This window comes from Pontibacter korlensis, from assembly GCF_000973725.1.
Classification (GTDB): Bacteria; Bacteroidota; Bacteroidia; order Cytophagales; family Hymenobacteraceae; genus Pontibacter; species Pontibacter korlensis.
The window spans coordinates 617,895-632,143 of record NZ_CP009621.1 but is presented as its reverse complement, the minus strand read 5'-3'; the positions used below and the strand labels follow the sequence as shown (position 1 = coordinate 632,143).

The following is a 14,249-nucleotide window of genomic DNA, read 5'->3' as shown; positions in this document are numbered from 1 at the left end:
GGGGAGGAAGAAGCATGATAGAAAGAAAAAGGAAATCATCTAAACCAAGTTATACTTCCAAATTAATCCAACCTAAAAAAGTATTAGTAATGAGAAACAACCAGAAAGTAGCCCGCGTGTCTTTATACTGCAAACTAAACATGCTGGTGCCGCAGCTGCAAAACCTGTCGGCGCGCATGAAAGCCGAAGCAGCAGAGAAGAACCGCAAGGGGAGCAAGTAACACAGCTTATACTCTCTGATATAGTATGCATCTCTATACCTATGACGGCTCTTTCGAAGGACTTCTGACGGTGGTTTTTGAGGCCTTCGAACGTAAAGCCTGGCCCACCAGTATAGAGCAGGAGCACCTGGCACAGCCAAGTATGTTTGGCCAGACTATACCTGTTTTAACAGATGAGGAAAAAGCGAACCGTGTGTGGCAAGGGCTTCAGAAGAAACTAAGTGTAGGGGCGCAACAGGCGCTCTATCATACCTATTTATGGGAGCAGCCGGGGTTTGAGCAAGTTATTTTCGATTACATTAAGCTCGTTTTCAGTTCTGCAGAGAATGTAGAAGGAAATTACGCTGCACCCTGTGTGTTACAGGTAACGCAGGCAGCAAAGCAGGTTCACCGTGAGAAACATCGTATGGAGGCATTTGTTCGGTTTCAGAAAACGGCCGATGAGCTATACTTTGCTACCATTTCTCCAGACTTTAATGTGCTGCCGCTCATTGTGCACCACTTCGAAAAGCGTTATGCCGATCAACGTTGGGCAATTTATGATACCTTGCGCCGCTATGGCGCATTTTATGACCTACATCAGGTATCCCTGGTACATCTGGAATTGCCAGTAAACCAGCGCCGGGTTTCACCTGCAGCGGAGACAATGCACGAGGAGGAAGATAAGTACCAGCAACTATGGCAAGTTTACTTTGACAACGTCAACATTCCCGAGCGCAAAAATCCCAAGCTGCACCTGCGGCACATTCCCAAACGTTATTGGAAGTATCTTTCTGAAAAACAGCCCCGGCAATTAAAATAATTAGTTGCCAGCGGCGTTAGTCTATTATTGGATTTAGTCAAGGCGCGAATTGTACTTGATATGCAACCTTTTTTCGTTTCTATACGTTTATAGGTATATATATCATTTTACAAGTAGTGCAGCGGCAAACTCTGAGCCATTTCCCCAGTTCAGCGTATGGGCTGTATAACCCCTATATTTTGCACACATGAATTCACGCGTACGAAAGAAACTCATTCAAGTAGCTCGCGGTAGAGCACATCTGATGTCTTTTCAGAACCTCATCTACGAAGCCGAGCTAGGACTCAATCTGGAAAACCCACACGAAAAGTCTATGCTAGCAGAGGTGATTGACGAGATCTCGGAGAGAGAATACCGAGAAGGTCGCCCGCTCTTGAGCTCGCTCGTTCAGGTAAAAGGGCAAAAGAACCAAGGCGACAGCTTCTTTAGAATGTGCGAACGCCTAGGCTATGGCAACTGGAAAGACCTGAAAAAGAATTCCAAATTTATAGAAGAGCAGCGTGAAGCCTGCCGGGAATTTTGGTCAGACAAAAAGAACTTCACACAGTATCTGTAACACAAGGCAGAGCGGCAGCTTCCATTCACCCTGGCTGCCGCTCTGCTTTTTTGTTACACTAACGCTTCTTCTCCTTTCAGTTCCCTCCTTCCATAGCAGCATTTCCCTGACAGCTGTTTCGAATACTACTTCTACTAAACATAGAGTTGAAGCATAAAGGCAGCTTCTTCAACAGCATCATTAGCTTCTTCCAAGCATCTACCACAAAACTTGCTGATTTCTGCACCTTTCTCAAGTTCAAAACAGCTGATGCCCGCAGAGGCAGTGCAAAAATGAGTCCCAGCTAAAAGAAAGATAGGTTTATTTATAGGTAATGCATTTGTAGGTTAAATAGCACAATACAGTATATAATCAATGATGTTAGCTAAATAAGTGTAGTACTGCATATGTTATCACTATAAGAACCTAGGTGGAAATTGTTGTTATTTATTGAATAATATTTGATCTATATAGTGAAATATAGTTTACTTTATAAGTGCAAGTAAGCTTGTTATAATTACAATAGACAAAACAGTTATTCAATCTCAACAATTGCCTATGAAAGCAAATTTTACCAAACTATTCGTGCTGGCTGTAATGCTGGCAGGGTTTACACAGTATGCAAAGGCGCAGGCTGTCAAGTTCGGGAAAGTGTCCGACGAAGAACTTAGAATGAGCGTGTATGATAAAGACACCTCTGCCGCCGCCGTTATACTATCCGACTATGGCTTTTCCCGGTTTGAGTATATGGGAGAGCTAAAGGTTGTATTTGAGCGACAGATACGCATCAAGATCTTTAAAAAATCAGGTTACGATTGGGCTGATGTGGTAGTACCGTTTTACCAGCGAGGGTCAGGCAAAGAGCGTGTGTCATCAATCAAAGGTTATACTTTTAATCTGGATGACAACAAGGTGCAGCGAGACAAGCTGGAAAATAATAGTGTTTTTGAGGAGCAAACGTCTGAGTATTGGTTTGCCAAAAAGTTTACAATGCCTAACGTAAAGGAGGGCTCTGTAATAGACATAAGCTACACTGTTACATCTGACTTTATTTACACCCTTCGCGATTGGGAGTTTCAGCACAGCATTCCAGTAGTATGGAGTGAGTACCGTGCCCGCATACCTGAATATTTCGACTATAAGTTTCAGATGCAGGGCTACCAGGCACTGTATAAAAGCGAGAACCAAAAAGAGGCAGCCTCCGGTTCTGCCTCTGCCTCTCCAGACATGCAGAACAACTCCTATGTTTGGGTCATGAAGGACGTGCCAGCTCTGAAAGAGGAAAAGTATATCACTAGCCTACGCGATTATCAGTCTAAAATAGAGTTTGAGCTGCAGCGCGTGCAGTTTCCAGGTCAAGCTCCCCGCACCATGACTGGCGATTGGGAGAAGGTAACAAGCGACCTGCTGACAGAAGACAAGTTTGGAGTACAGCTGAACCGCAGTAACTTCTTTAAGAACGAATTGGCTGCAATTCAGGGCAAGCATAAAGACCAGCAGGAGCAGTTAGCCGCCATTTTTAATTTGGTTAAAAATCGCATGAAGTGGAACGGCAAGAACGGGATGTATGCGAGCAGCACCATCCGTAAGGCATGGGAGCAGCGTGCCGGCAACGCAGGAGACATCAACCTGCTGTTAACATCTATGCTTTTAGAAGCAGGTTTCGATGCCGCACCTGTAATAGTAAGTACGCGCGACAATGGTCGTATCAATACATCCATGGCACCTATGGTAACGAAGTTTAACTATGTGATTGCCTCGGTAAAACTTGGTGATAGTGAATACCTCTTGGATGCCACTGACCCGTTGGTTCCTATAGGAACGTTGCCAGGTCGCTGCCTGAACGGAGAGGGCCGCCTGATCAAGAAAGGAGAATATCGTTGGGTAAGTCTGGCACCAAAAGTAAACTACACAAAGCTTTTCAGCGCTAACCTTACAATGAATAGCCAAGGCGAAATTGTAGGTACAGGTCGTGAGTCAGCTGGAGGATACGGAGCTATTAGCCTGCGCAGAACTATTCTGGAAGAAGGCGAGAGCAAGTATACAGAGCGTTTGGCAAAGGAGGTAGGAGACTTTAGGCTCACTAAGCCTGAGGTAAAGAACCTGAACGACCTTAATACTCCTTTAGATATAACTTACAACATCAGCGTGAGTGGCAGCGGTCGTTCCAATGATATCATTTACCTGAACCCAATGCTAGGTCGTGGTGAAAAGGAGAATCCATTTAAGCTAACTGAGCGTCTGTACCCAGTAGACTTTGGCACTCCGATAGATGAAACCTACATCTGCAACTTTACCATACCGGAAGGCTACGAAATTGAGGAGGCTCCGAAAAGTGTGGCTGTAAACCTTCCTGAAAACGGTGGCCGCTTTATGTACATGGTACAACAGCAAGGCAATACACTACAGGTCATGAGCAAGGTGAACATTAACAAGCCCGTTTTCTACGCACCTGAGTATGCTTTCCTGAAGGAGTTTTACAACCAGATCATAGCAAAGCATGCCGAGCAGATAGTGTTAAAAAAAGTAGCAGCTAATTAAGTAAAAGTATAGCTGGCAGGTAAGCGCAGCTGTGGCATTGTGCTACATCAGCAGTTTGTCTGTCAGCTTTCTCACAAGTTTTATTGATGATCGGTTATGCTAAGTATAAACAGGAAGTATAAATGGCTCTGTGGACTGTTGAGCTGGCTATTGCTGGCTCCGCAGCTGGTTGCTGCAGGTGAGGTCTCTTTAGGGGAACTAAGCAAAGGAGCTAATGCAGTTATTCGCAGCGAGGAAACGACATTTATCGTCAACTCCATCAACAGCGGTACCACGCGTTTTAAGACTACCATCACCATCCTAAATGAAAACGGGGATGACCATGCCACGCTCTATGTGCCTTACAACAATAAGATGAGTAAGGTAACCAGCATCAACGGCACCTCCTATGACCGGTTTGGTAAAAAAATAAAGAAGCTCAAGAGCAGCGATATTAAGGACGTGAGTGCAATCAGCAGCATCTCCGTGTATGAGGACAGCCGCGTTAAGATTGCCAGCCTAGACTACAATGTTTACCCTTACACAGTAGAGTTTGAGTACGAGGTAACACAGTCGAATACGATGTTCTATCCGCGCTGGTACCCGCAGAGCGAGGAAAGCCTTTCGGTGGAGAAGGCAAGCCTGCAGGTGCAGGTGCCGTTAGGCTCAAAGCTTCGGTATCTTGAAAGTAACGTGCCCAGGAAGGCGCAAATCAGTAGCAACGCCACACACGAGGTGTACCAGTGGGAGGTGAGTAATCTAAAGCCGGTAACACGCGAGCCATACGGCCCGAGCTTTAGAGAGCTGGTGCCAATGGTACTAACTGCTCCTAACGAGTTTGAGGTGGATGGCTACAAGGGTAGCATGGAAACATGGAAAGACTTTGGCCTCTGGATTAACAAACTGAATAAAGACCGTAACAAGCTGCCTGCAGAAACTGTGGCTAAGCTAAAACAGCTAACTGCTAATGCCAAAACCACAGAAGAGAAGGTACGATTGGTATATGACTACATGCAGGGTAAGACACGTTATGTGTCTATCCAGTTGGGCATTGGTAGCTGGCAGCCTTTTGAGGCGAGCTTTGTAGACAGCAAGGGCTATGGCGACTGTAAAGCCTTGTCCAACTATACGCAGGCCATGTTGGAGGCCGTAGGAGTTGAGTCTTACTACGCCCTGATAAATGCCGGAGAAGGTACACCAGACATTAAGACTGAATTCCCGAGCAGCCAGTTTAACCATGTTATACTTTGCGTGCCGATGCCTCAGGATACCCTGTGGCTGGAGTGCACCAGCCAAACTGAGGCGGCAGGTTACAATGGCAGCTTTACGGGAGATCGTCATGCTTTGCTTATTACCCCAGAAGGAGGCAAGCTGGTAAAAACAACTTCCTACGAAGCAACTGATAACCAGCAGAACAGAAGTATAAAAGTAAAGCTGGATGAAAAAGGCAGTGGACTGGCCACAGTTAGCACCCGCTACACAGGCATTCAGCAGGAAACACGCGACCAGGTTATGAACAGCAAAAAGCCAGAAGACCAGCGCAAGTGGCTCTATGAGAATACAACGGCTCCTCCTTTTGAGATCAGCAAGTATAGCTTTACACAACAAAAAGACCGTCTGCCAAGCGTAACAGAAAGCCTGGAACTAAGCCTGCGGCAATGTGCTACACTAAGTGGCAAGCGCATGTTCCTTACTCCAAACCTGATGAGCAGATGGAGTCATGTACCTAACCAAAGTGAGAAACGCCTGACTGAGGTGGTGCGCGTGATGGCTTACCTGGATGTGGACACAGTAGAGATAGAAATGCCGGCCGGATACTCAGTAGAGTATTTGCCGGGTGCGGTGCAGCACAAGTCTGTTTTTGGCGAATACTCAGCCTCTGTAAAAGTAGATGGCCAGCATGTAACGTACATGCGGCGCATGAAAATGAACAAAGGCCGTTTTGCTCCAGAGACGTACGCGCAACTAATAGAATTCTACAACAGCATCATTAAATCAGATTCAGAGCAAATCGTGTTTGTGAAGAATGTGCAGTAAGGTTGCTGCCTGGCTATGTCTGGGTAAACAGCTAGATTTACTGTAACGCAGCTCTTTGTAAATTTTTTCAAAGAGCTGCGTCTTTTTAATAGTCGCTCCGTCATCAAGGTGTAATCAGAACTAAAAACACTTAAAAGATAGAGCCATGAAAAGATTTCACGTAAATGTAAGAGTAACAAACCTGCAGGAATCTACTGCTTTTTATACAGCACTGTTTGGTGCAGAGCCAACCGTACTTAAGGATGATTATGCCAAGTGGATGCTCGAGGATCCGCGGGTTAACTTTGCTATTTCGCTGCACCCCGAAAATGCCGGTATAGAGCACTTAGGGATACAGAGCGAAAGCGAAGAAGAGTTGAAGGAAGTATACGGCCGTCTGAAAGAAGCCAAAGGTACTATCCGGGAGGAAGGTAAATGTACCTGTTGCTATGCAAAGTCAGAGAAGTCCTGGATAACAGACCCACAGGGAGTAGACTGGGAGGCATTTTATACTTTCGGGGAGTCTACAGTATATGGAGAGCCAGCCACAGCATGCTGTCTGTAAACCGCCAGTGCCATTTAGTACAGAATAGAACCAGTGAAAGAAAGGTGTCAGCAGCAGGTATACAACTTACCTGCTGCTGACCTATATTTACTTCTAAAAAAACGCGCTATGGATAATTGCTGCATTAATAAAGACAACGGTTTAGTTAAAGACAGCTGTGCTGCTGTGGCACCTGCTTTTCTGGATTATGAAGCACAGCTTCGAGGCTTTATAATGAAGCGGGTGCAGGATAAAGAAACAGCGGATGACATATTGCAACAGCTTTACCTGAAGCTCTACAAAAATTGTGAGCAACTACAAGGAGTGCACAACCTAAAGGCTTGGCTGTATCAGATCACGCGCAACACAGTGTATGACTTTTTCAGGGAAAGTGCCCGTAGAGAAAGCTTAAGTCCTGAAGCCGACCTGGCCGAGGCTGATGAACTAACAGAGCGAAACAGGCAGGAGGTAGAGGCACTGGTAGAACCACTGATTAACCTGTTGCCTGCAGAGTATGCCGAAGCTTTACGATTGAGTGAGCTAGAAGGGGTAAGTCAGAAGGAAATAGCTGAGAGGCTGAATATCTCTTACTCAGGGGCCAAATCAAGGGTACAGCGAGGGCGGGAAAAACTAAAGCAGCTGTTCCTGGAGTGCTGTCATCTGGAGCTGGGCCATGATGGGCAGCTGTTGGGAGCTGAAGTGAAAGCCTCATGCGCTCCTTTGCAAGAACCAACCCAATGCTGTGAAAAGTAATGTTATCTTGCTGGATGCCGCTTTCACAGGAAGTGTCGCCTGTTTCGTAAAAATCTTCATAGCTAATGCTCTCATCATCCTGCTCAGCAAAAAGCTCCTGCACAAGTAGATCAAGGTCAATATTCTGGCGGGGATAGTCCTGCGCCTGCAAGGGCAGCACACATAGTAATACGCACCAAGTCAGGAGAAACCTTCGTACCACACAATCAGGTAAGATATCTTCTTGTAGATATTTTCATACTTAAATCACACTTCAAGGTTGAACAAAACCTATCATATGGAGCCCTTTCGGCTATACTTGTTACCACTACGTTCTTTGCCTACATCAGTAAAACAACCGGAGGCCGTTGGCTTTCTTTTGGCTGGTCTGTTGTTGTCGCTGGTGGTGCAGGGGCTTACGTGTTGAGCCATTCATCAAGCGCGTCTCTGGCAGGGCAACAGCAGAGCTTTTACTTCCGCGGCTGTAAATTCCCAAAGGCATAAGCTAGGGAGAGGTGATGGCTGTTGCCTGTGGGTGTAGTAGACCCGAAGGCATAATCCACTTCCCTAAAGCCTGCCCCAAATGTAAGGCTGCTGGTTAAGGTGCTAAAGCCTGAGCGAAGTATAAATTTGTTAGCTAACAATGCATATTCGGCTCCAGCCTTAAAGTCGGCATCATAATCTATGTTTTTCTCTGTTTCGGCAGCTATCAATAGCTTTGAAGGGGGGAGACAAACCTGCTTTCATCTTCGAAGGAGGCTAGCTGGGCCTGATTAAGGTTAAATGCAAACGCGCCAAAGTATAAGTCAGGAATAACCTCGCCCTGTACTCCTGCTGAAAGTGCCACAGCCTTCTGGCTCCCATACTCCTGCACAGAAACTTGCCATACATCTGCCTTGGCTCCTAAGCTAAACTGCCCTAGCTTAGGAGCTACTCCTAGTCCTGCGTGCTGCTGGCTAAAAAGGGCATCCCCGAACCTGCTCAGGCTCAGACCATAGGTGCCATAATTCTGTGTTGGGTACACAAACTTTAAAGCTACAGTAGTAAAGGCAGCCTCTCCGAATCTGTTCTCCGCATACACTCCCGCAGTAGGGTGCTCTAGCCTGGCTATGCCCGCTGTGCTGTTACCCAAAGCCCACACATCCGGCAGTGTAACAGAAGTATTTGCTATACCTGCGGCACGTACTCCAAAGTTGCACAGTTGTTGAGCTTGTACTGGCTGCCGCCACACAGCTAATGTTACCAAAAGTATAAGAGTAAAATTGTGCCTCATAACTTCGCTCCTCACACTAGGTTTTAAGCGATTACGATATGTTTAAACGCTGAAATATTGAACTATATAGCTATTGAATTGATAGTTATGTTTACGGGAGGTGTTCCTGAAGTGATAGGTGTATAATATAAACATTATGAATATTACGATTTTCTGTTGGCTAAAGAATTCTGTGTGTTAACATCGGTTTTCTGCGTGTTGGTAGTGATTTATTGTAAAATTGTATTATTTGCATAGAGTGACAGGGGTTTAAGCACGTAATATTAAGCTATAACATTTTGTTTAACAGCTAATAACGTGCTTATGAAAAAGGTTCTACTACTTAGCCTGATGCTGGCGCTGCTCTTGCCAGTGTTAGGTTATTCACAAGGAGCCAGAACAGTATCGGGCCGGGTAACAGACCAGGAGACTGGACAGCCTTTACCTGGTGTGGCAGTAATTGTACGGGGAACTACCGTTGGCACTACAACTGGTGCTAATGGTGAGTATACTATCAATGTGCCCGCAAACTCAAACACACTGGTGTTTCGGTTCCTTGGTTATGCCGAGGTGCAGAGAGCAGTAGGAAACGCCTCAACTATAGATGTGGCCTTGGGCTTTGATGCAGAGCAACTACAGGAAGTAGTAGTAACCGCATTGGGCCGTGAGGAGGAAGAAAGAACCCTCGGCTATGCCACTCAGCAGGTGGGATCAGAACAGATTACACAGGGTCGCGAGCGTAGCGTTGCCAATGCGCTTCAAGGTAAAGTTGCCGGCGTAAACATCCAAAGCCAGGGTGGTGGTCCAGGTTCCTCAACCCGTGTGGTTATCCGGGGTGCAAAGTCCATCTCGCAAAGCAACCAAGCATTATTTGTGATAGATGGTATTCCGGTAGACAACAGCAGCAGCGGAACCGGGGATAACCTGAACGCCGGGGTGGACGTGGGTAACCGTGCCAACGACATCAACCCTGACGATATAGAGTCTATCAACATCTTGAAAGGCCCAGCGGCGGCAGCTCTTTATGGTGCTCGTGCTGCCAACGGGGTTATCATGATCACCACTAAGTCAGGTAAAGGAGCTACCAAGAAGGCTGAAATTACTTATCTAACCTCTTATACGGTTGAAGACATTCTGCGCTACCCAGAGCTGCAGAACCGCTACGGCCAGGGTTTTTTTGGAGAACCAGACTTGCTGGAGAACACTAGCTGGGGACCAATATTTACTGGTGAAGTGTTGCCATGGGGCCAGATAATAGACAATCAGCAGCGCGTGAAGCCTTATGTTGCCCTGGAAGACAATATTAAGGAGTTCTTCGACTATGGTTATAACTGGACAAATACTGTATCGCTGTCTGGTGCGGCCGAAAATGCTACCTATTACGCGTCTTACTCCAATACGCAGCAGGAAGGCGTTGTGCCTACCACTGAGTACAGCCGCAATTCGCTTGCTATAAAGGGTACAACCAAGCTGGTGAACAAGTTTAATTCTACAGTGTCCATGACTTATACTAAGTCGGGCGGCGACTTTGCCTTAACAGGACAAGGTAACTCTGTATTCAACCAGATCATCCAAACGCCGCGTGATATTCCGGTGCGAGAGCTAGAGGATTTGGATAACCCTTTCAACGATGAGGCTGGCTTCTACTCACCTTATACTATAAATCCTTATTGGTCACTCCGAAATCAGACGTACGAGAATGATGTTGACCGTCTGTTTGGTAACATTACCCTGGGCTATGACATTATGGAGGGGCTCAATGTAACTTACCGCATCGGTACAGACTTTTACACAGATCGGCGCAAACAGTTTATGGCTATTCGGAATGTGGAAGGACAAAATGCCTCTAACAACGACAATGGTATGTATTCTGAGCGGCAGATCTACTACAGGGAAATAAATTCAGACCTCATTGTCTCTTATAACAGAGACCTGTCTGAAGTGCTGACGCTGGATGTGTTACTTGGTAACAACATCAACCAAAGAGAAAACGACGACCTTACTGCCACCGCCGACGCCTTAGCTAATAATGAGTTCCGCTCACTAAGCAACATCATTGGTACACCGCTTACTACAAGCTTCCGCGATAAGAGAAGGCTGGTAGGTGTATACGGTTCGGCTAAGGTTGGCTTTAGAAACTTTCTATGGTTAGAGGTCACTGGACGTAACGACTGGTCATCTACGCTGCCTATAGGGGATAACAGCTTCTTTTACCCATCTGTTAACGTTGCCTTTGATGCCGCAGAGGCTTTTGGCTTGGCAGAAAACACTCCTATCAACTTCGCCAAATTCAGAGCTAACTACGCTAACGTAGGTAACGATGCATTGCCATACAGCACACGTTCTGTGTTTGTGTCAGGTAACATTAGCGATGGCTTTGCGGGTACGGATTTGAACTTCCCTTTTGCAGGTTTGCCAGGCTTTGAGGTAAGCAACGTAATTGGCAACGCTAACCTGGCGCCAGAAAATACTAGCTCCTGGGAGGTAGGTGCTGATATGCGATTCTTTAATGAGCGTTTGCGCCTGGACGCAGCTTATTACAACTCTAAGTCAACAGACCAGATTATCAACGTGCCGCTCTCTTTTGCGACTGGCTTCGGGTCTGCCTTCCTGAATGCAGCCACCATCAGAAACGAAGGTATTGAGCTATTGGTAGGCGGTGTGCCAATAGAAACAAACGACTTCAGCTGGGACATTAGTGTGAACTTTACTAAGAATGAGAACATGGTAGAGGATGTGGCTGGTGATAATGAGATTTCATTAGGTGGTTTGTCATCAGCGGCATTGGTCATCTCAGAAGGTAGGCCATATGGAACCTTCCTGGCAGAAGATTACCTGCGCGACCCACAAGGTCGTATCGTGGTGAACGCTTCTACTGGTCGTCCACGCCTTTCTACTGAACAGACTTACCAGGGTAGTATACAGCCAGACTGGCAGGGCGGCTTAGTGAATACCTTCCGGTACAAAGGGCTACGTATGTCAATTGTGTTTGATACAAGGCAGGGTGGCAAACTCTACTCCAGAACAAGGGGTACACAGCGTTTTGCCGGTACTGCCCCTGAAACGCTCTTCAACGATCGCCAGCCCTACATTATTCCGAACTCTGTAGTGCAGGTAGGTACAAGCGATGAGTATGTAGAAAATACTACTCCTCTTACCAATACTAACCTGTACGAATACTGGGGCAACTTGCCTGAGGGTACCAACATAATAGATGCCTCTTTTACCAAGCTGAGAGAAGTTAGTGTTTCTTACAGGCTGCCAGCCTCTTTAGTAGAGCGAACCTTCTTTGGCAACATTGAGGTTGGCCTCTCTGGTCGAAACCTGATACTGTGGACGCCGGATGAGAATACTTATATAGATCCGGAAGTGAATAGTTTCGGTAATGGCAACCTTCAGGGCTATGAGTTCAGCAGCTACCCTAGCACCCGCTCCTGGGGTGCCAACCTAAGAGTTACTTTCTAGAAACCGAAGACGAGAAAACCATGAAAAGAACATATATAAAAGCTCTTGCTGTACTACTTGCCTTCTCTCTCGGCTCTACAGCTTGCGAAGACTACCTCGATATTAACGTTGACCCCAACAACCCTCCAACCTCCACGCCTGAGCTGACACTTCCGGCGGGGCAGGGGGAACTAGCTTACGTGCTGGGAAACCAGTTCCAGTTTATGGGTAACTTCTTTGCCCAACACTGGACCCAAGCTGGAGCCGCTAACCAATACTGCGACCTGGAACTCTACCAAATTACCTCATCCGACTATGATGCACGGGTTTGGGGCGAGTTATATGCTGGCGCGTTAAACGACTTCCTGTTTGTATCTCAGCAGGCAGCGGAAGAAGGAGATCTTGGAGCTCAGGCAATTGGTGAAATAATGCAGGTATACACGATGCAGGTGATTACAGATGCCTGGGGTGATGTGCCTTATACTGCTTCTCTGGCCGGCCTGGAAAACGCCAATCCAGAATACCAACCGCAGGAGGAAATTTATGATGGCCTGATAGATCAATTGAATACAGCGCTGGCTTTAATAGATGAAGGCGGCAGTACCGATATTGGAGCTTCTGACCTGGTTTATGGAGGAGACTTGGATCTGTGGCGCAGGTTTGCCAATACACTTAAGCTCAGGATTTACCTTCGCCAGGCATATGTTAGGCCAGAGGTAGCTCAGAGTGGCATTCAGGAGATGTATGCAAGTGGTGCCCAGTTCCTGCAAATGGGTGAAACAGGCGATGTGGAGTTTGCAGACCAGACACAGAACCGTAACCCATTCTACCAGACACAGGTGGTGTTTAGAGGTGGGGTAGACGTGGTAGCGAGCAACACAGCTCTGAATTATCTGCAAGAGACTGGTGATCCACGCATAGATCAATTTTATGCTCCGGCACAAACAGGCCCCAACGCAGGTAGCTTTGTAGGTGTAGATCAAGGGGTAGAATGTACCCCTGAAAGAACCGGTAACCAATCAAACACCGTATCGAAGCCAGGTCCTGCAGTTGCAAGTCCTGCCACAGCAGTGCCTTTTATTTCAGCAGCCGAAAGCTACTTCTTACAGGCCGAGGCAGTAGCAAGAGGTTGGACAGGTGCCGCAGGCGGCGATGCCAGCGAGCTCTATGCACAGGGTATTAGAGCCTCTTTTGACTACCTAGGGGAAGATGTGTCGCAGGTAGACCAACTGCTACAACAAGAAGCAGTTGCTTATCCTACAGGTGGTTCTGTAGAAGAGCAGGTAGAACAAATCATTACCCAAAAATGGTTGTCCTTTAACGGTGTGCAAGGCTTTGAAGCCTGGACTGAGGTGAGACGAACAGGCTATCCGAGCTTTATTGAGCCCTCAGCTGCTTCTACTCTTGGTACTGACCTTATTCCAAAACGCCTGGTGTATCCTAACACTGAGGCCATCCGAAATCAGAACTATCCGGGGTTAGTAGAAATCAGTGTGCCTGTATGGTGGGATGTGAAGGACTAATGTAAAACTTTTAATTATTGAAAGATGAAAACTGAAAATAGAACCTTCATTACAGTCTTGCTGTCCTTAGCTTCGATCTTTTTGCTTGGTTGCGAGAAAGATGATGAAACGGCTAACATTTCCTTTGTAACCACCTATCCTGAGTTTGAAATGACTGGAGACAGGTACATGTCTGTAGTACAGGGAGAAACATATAACGAGCCCGGTGTAATAGCTACAGAAGGAGGCCAGGAAATACCTGTTACAACCTCAGGGGAGGTAGATACCAGCACGCCAGGTGTGTATGATATCACCTACAGTGCCACTAACTCTGACAATTTCTCAGGATCTGTTACCCGTACAGTGGCTGTGCTGCCTGAGCCTGAGCAGGAAGGGGTAAATATTTCTGGCTCCTATGTTAGAAGTGGTGTAACAGCAACTGTTACCAAACTAGCACCAGGTTTCTACCGCATGTCAAATGTTTGGGGTCCTAGCCTTATACCTTCTTACCTTATCACGACCAATGGTACTGACATCACGTTGCCTGGTTCAGCACTGAGTGGTTTTGGGCCGGTAGAAGGTACTGGTACTCTCGATGGAGGAGTATTAGTACTACTGGTTACATTGCCAAACTATGGTATAGTAGACAATCGCAGACAATGGGAACGGCAATAGTCAAAA

At 46.6% G+C, this 14,249-nt stretch carries 12 protein-coding genes; 10 read left to right on the top strand and 2 right to left on the bottom strand.

Annotated elements, in window-relative coordinates; all coding sequences use genetic code 11:
- Window positions 1–14 precede the first annotated feature (14 nt).
- The 7 genes from PKOR_RS24680 to sigZ all read left to right on the top strand — a co-directional run bounded on the left by PKOR_RS24680 (window position 15) and on the right by sigZ (window position 7,391).
- Complete coding sequence (locus PKOR_RS24680) at window positions 15–221, top strand: hypothetical protein (RefSeq protein WP_148561619.1); 207 nt, start codon at window positions 15–17, stop codon at window positions 219–221.
- A gap of 25 nt (window positions 222–246) precedes the next feature.
- On the top strand, window positions 247–1,023 hold the full coding sequence (locus tag PKOR_RS02590; protein WP_046308978.1) for a TIGR03915 family putative DNA repair protein: 777 nt from the start codon (window positions 247–249) through the stop codon (window positions 1,021–1,023).
- Window positions 1,024–1,210: 187 nt separating this feature from the next.
- The gene (locus tag PKOR_RS02585) at window positions 1,211–1,579 is read left to right on the top strand and encodes a hypothetical protein (protein WP_046308977.1); all 369 of its coding nucleotides are present in this window, start codon (window positions 1,211–1,213) and stop codon (window positions 1,577–1,579) included.
- A 537-nt stretch (window positions 1,580–2,116) separates the two neighbouring features.
- Window positions 2,117–4,099 carry a DUF3857 domain-containing protein gene (locus PKOR_RS02580; protein WP_046308976.1) on the top strand — a complete coding sequence of 661 codons (1,983 nt, stop codon included), beginning with the start codon at window positions 2,117–2,119 and terminating at the stop codon, window positions 4,097–4,099.
- Window positions 4,100–4,195: 96 nt separating this feature from the next.
- Window positions 4,196–6,115 carry a DUF3857 domain-containing protein gene (locus tag PKOR_RS02575; RefSeq protein ID WP_071843106.1) on the top strand — a complete coding sequence of 640 codons (1,920 nt, stop codon included), beginning with the start codon at window positions 4,196–4,198 and terminating at the stop codon, window positions 6,113–6,115.
- Between the two features lie 145 nt (window positions 6,116–6,260).
- On the top strand, window positions 6,261–6,659 hold the full coding sequence (locus PKOR_RS02570; RefSeq protein ID WP_046308975.1) for an ArsI/CadI family heavy metal resistance metalloenzyme: 399 nt from the start codon (window positions 6,261–6,263) through the stop codon (window positions 6,657–6,659).
- Between the two features lie 108 nt (window positions 6,660–6,767).
- On the top strand, window positions 6,768–7,391 hold the full coding sequence (gene sigZ, locus PKOR_RS02565; protein WP_052739083.1) for an RNA polymerase sigma factor SigZ: 624 nt from the start codon (window positions 6,768–6,770) through the stop codon (window positions 7,389–7,391).
- 449 nt (window positions 7,392–7,840) lie between these two features.
- Here the strand turns inward: sigZ and PKOR_RS02560 are convergent, their stop codons facing one another.
- Both PKOR_RS02560 and PKOR_RS02555 read right to left on the bottom strand, forming a co-directional pair.
- On the bottom strand, window positions 7,841–8,083 hold the full coding sequence (locus PKOR_RS02560) for a hypothetical protein (protein ID WP_046308974.1): 243 nt from the start codon (window positions 8,081–8,083) through the stop codon (window positions 7,841–7,843).
- A complete protein-coding gene (locus PKOR_RS02555) occupies window positions 8,080–8,643 on the bottom strand; it encodes a hypothetical protein (protein ID WP_046308973.1) in 564 nt (187 codons plus the stop codon). Before PKOR_RS02555 ends, PKOR_RS02560 begins: the two co-directional genes overlap by 4 nt.
- Before the next feature lie 303 nt (window positions 8,644–8,946).
- On the opposite strand from PKOR_RS02555, the gene PKOR_RS02550 reads away from it, so the two are divergent.
- Genes PKOR_RS02550 through PKOR_RS23320 form a run of 3 tightly spaced genes read left to right on the top strand, consistent with a single transcriptional unit; the run spans window position 8,947 to window position 14,243 of the window.
- A complete protein-coding gene (locus PKOR_RS02550) occupies window positions 8,947–12,087 on the top strand; it encodes a SusC/RagA family TonB-linked outer membrane protein (protein WP_046308972.1) in 3,141 nt (1,046 codons plus the stop codon).
- Window positions 12,088–12,107: 20 nt separating this feature from the next.
- On the top strand, window positions 12,108–13,589 hold the full coding sequence (locus PKOR_RS02545; RefSeq protein WP_046308971.1) for a SusD/RagB family nutrient-binding outer membrane lipoprotein: 1,482 nt from the start codon (window positions 12,108–12,110) through the stop codon (window positions 13,587–13,589).
- A 24-nt stretch (window positions 13,590–13,613) separates the two neighbouring features.
- Window positions 13,614–14,243 (top strand): DUF5011 domain-containing protein, encoded by a 630-nt coding sequence (locus tag PKOR_RS23320; protein ID WP_052738688.1) that lies wholly within the window; start codon window positions 13,614–13,616, stop codon window positions 14,241–14,243.
- Window positions 14,244–14,249 lie beyond the last annotated feature (6 nt).

What these genes read in the sequence shown, in the direction of transcription:
- PKOR_RS24680 (WP_148561619.1), top strand. Translation starts at nt 15, where the DNA reads ATGATAGAAAGAAAAAGGAAATCATCTAAACCAAGTTATACTTCCAAA.
- PKOR_RS02590 (WP_046308978.1), top strand. Translation starts at nt 247, where the DNA reads ATGCATCTCTATACCTATGACGGCTCTTTCGAAGGACTTCTGACGGTG.
- PKOR_RS02585 (WP_046308977.1), top strand. Translation starts at nt 1,211, where the DNA reads ATGAATTCACGCGTACGAAAGAAACTCATTCAAGTAGCTCGCGGTAGA.
- PKOR_RS02580 (WP_046308976.1), top strand. Translation starts at nt 2,117, where the DNA reads ATGAAAGCAAATTTTACCAAACTATTCGTGCTGGCTGTAATGCTGGCA.
- PKOR_RS02575 (WP_071843106.1), top strand. Translation starts at nt 4,196, where the DNA reads ATGCTAAGTATAAACAGGAAGTATAAATGGCTCTGTGGACTGTTGAGC.
- PKOR_RS02570 (WP_046308975.1), top strand. Translation starts at nt 6,261, where the DNA reads ATGAAAAGATTTCACGTAAATGTAAGAGTAACAAACCTGCAGGAATCT.
- sigZ (WP_052739083.1), top strand. Translation starts at nt 6,768, where the DNA reads ATGGATAATTGCTGCATTAATAAAGACAACGGTTTAGTTAAAGACAGC.
- PKOR_RS02555 (WP_046308973.1), bottom strand. Translation starts at nt 8,643, where the DNA reads ATGAGGCACAATTTTACTCTTATACTTTTGGTAACATTAGCTGTGTGG.
- PKOR_RS02550 (WP_046308972.1), top strand. Translation starts at nt 8,947, where the DNA reads ATGAAAAAGGTTCTACTACTTAGCCTGATGCTGGCGCTGCTCTTGCCA.
- PKOR_RS02545 (WP_046308971.1), top strand. Translation starts at nt 12,108, where the DNA reads ATGAAAAGAACATATATAAAAGCTCTTGCTGTACTACTTGCCTTCTCT.
- PKOR_RS23320 (WP_052738688.1), top strand. Translation starts at nt 13,614, where the DNA reads ATGAAAACTGAAAATAGAACCTTCATTACAGTCTTGCTGTCCTTAGCT.